Here is an 870-nt window from a genome sequence, read left to right as displayed (position 1 = left end):
TAATGACAGCGGCAAAGCTGAAAGAGGTAATAGATTACATATCGAAAGAGTTTCTAAGCAAACAATAACCGCCTACGGGCGGTTTTTTATTGCCTGAAATAAGTCAAATCAATTTACATATCTTTACATAACTTTACATATCTTGACGTTTCTATACAATCCACATGGTATAATAATTGTATTAGATGATTATATAATTGATTATCTATCTGTTCTTTAAAATATCTGGATTCAGGCAGTAGGATTACCGCCGATATGCTTTAACTTTACAAATGTAGGATTATGTAACTATGAGCTATGAGCAGTATACATTAAAGAGGTGGTTTAGTGAGCCGCCACAAGAGGAAAAGCCTACAGAGGTTGACCATTTGGCAATCATTGAGGGCTATCTCTATAACACGGCTCAGGGTATCAAGGAACTGAAAGCAGCAAGCCGCAAGGAAGGGGAGTTATGCGCCCTGACAATTGAACCCTATTCAATCTGCGTTACTAAGGATGGGAAAGATAGAGAGGTTGAATATTACAAGGATGATAACGAGCCTTTTGATACTCATTATATGGAGTATTGGGAGTGGCAGGAGGTGACAAAGAAACAGATTGCATAATCTAATAATTATGCTAGACTCTATTCACTGGCTCAGGGTTAACGCTTTGGGCCAGTGTCACAGTAAAAGCCCGGTATATCTGGAGTTAATTTAACTCACTTATAAGGTAAATACTATGACTACGCAAGACCTCAATAGCCCCGTTAATCTTATTGCACAGATTGTGAATGAAGTAATTCAGACGGGTGAAAACCCTTCGTTTACTCAGGCAAATGGTGTAGATGATGTGGGGGCCATTGGGGATATTATCTGGACGGTAGAGGAT

Annotated in this window: 1 protein-coding gene; it reads left to right on the top strand. The window is 39.1% G+C overall.

Annotated elements, in window-relative coordinates; genetic code table 11:
• Positions 1-290: 290 nt before the first annotated feature.
• A complete protein-coding gene (locus N1032_RS24345; RefSeq protein ID WP_259543071.1) occupies positions 291-605 on the top strand; it encodes a hypothetical protein in 315 nt (104 codons plus the stop codon).
• Positions 606-870: the final 265 nt, after the last annotated feature.

It is taken from the genome of Herbiconiux daphne (assembly GCF_024979295.1).
Lineage (GTDB): Bacteria > Actinomycetota > Actinomycetes > Actinomycetales > Microbacteriaceae > Herbiconiux > Herbiconiux daphnes.
This window is presented reverse-complemented; position numbering and strand designations above follow the sequence as displayed.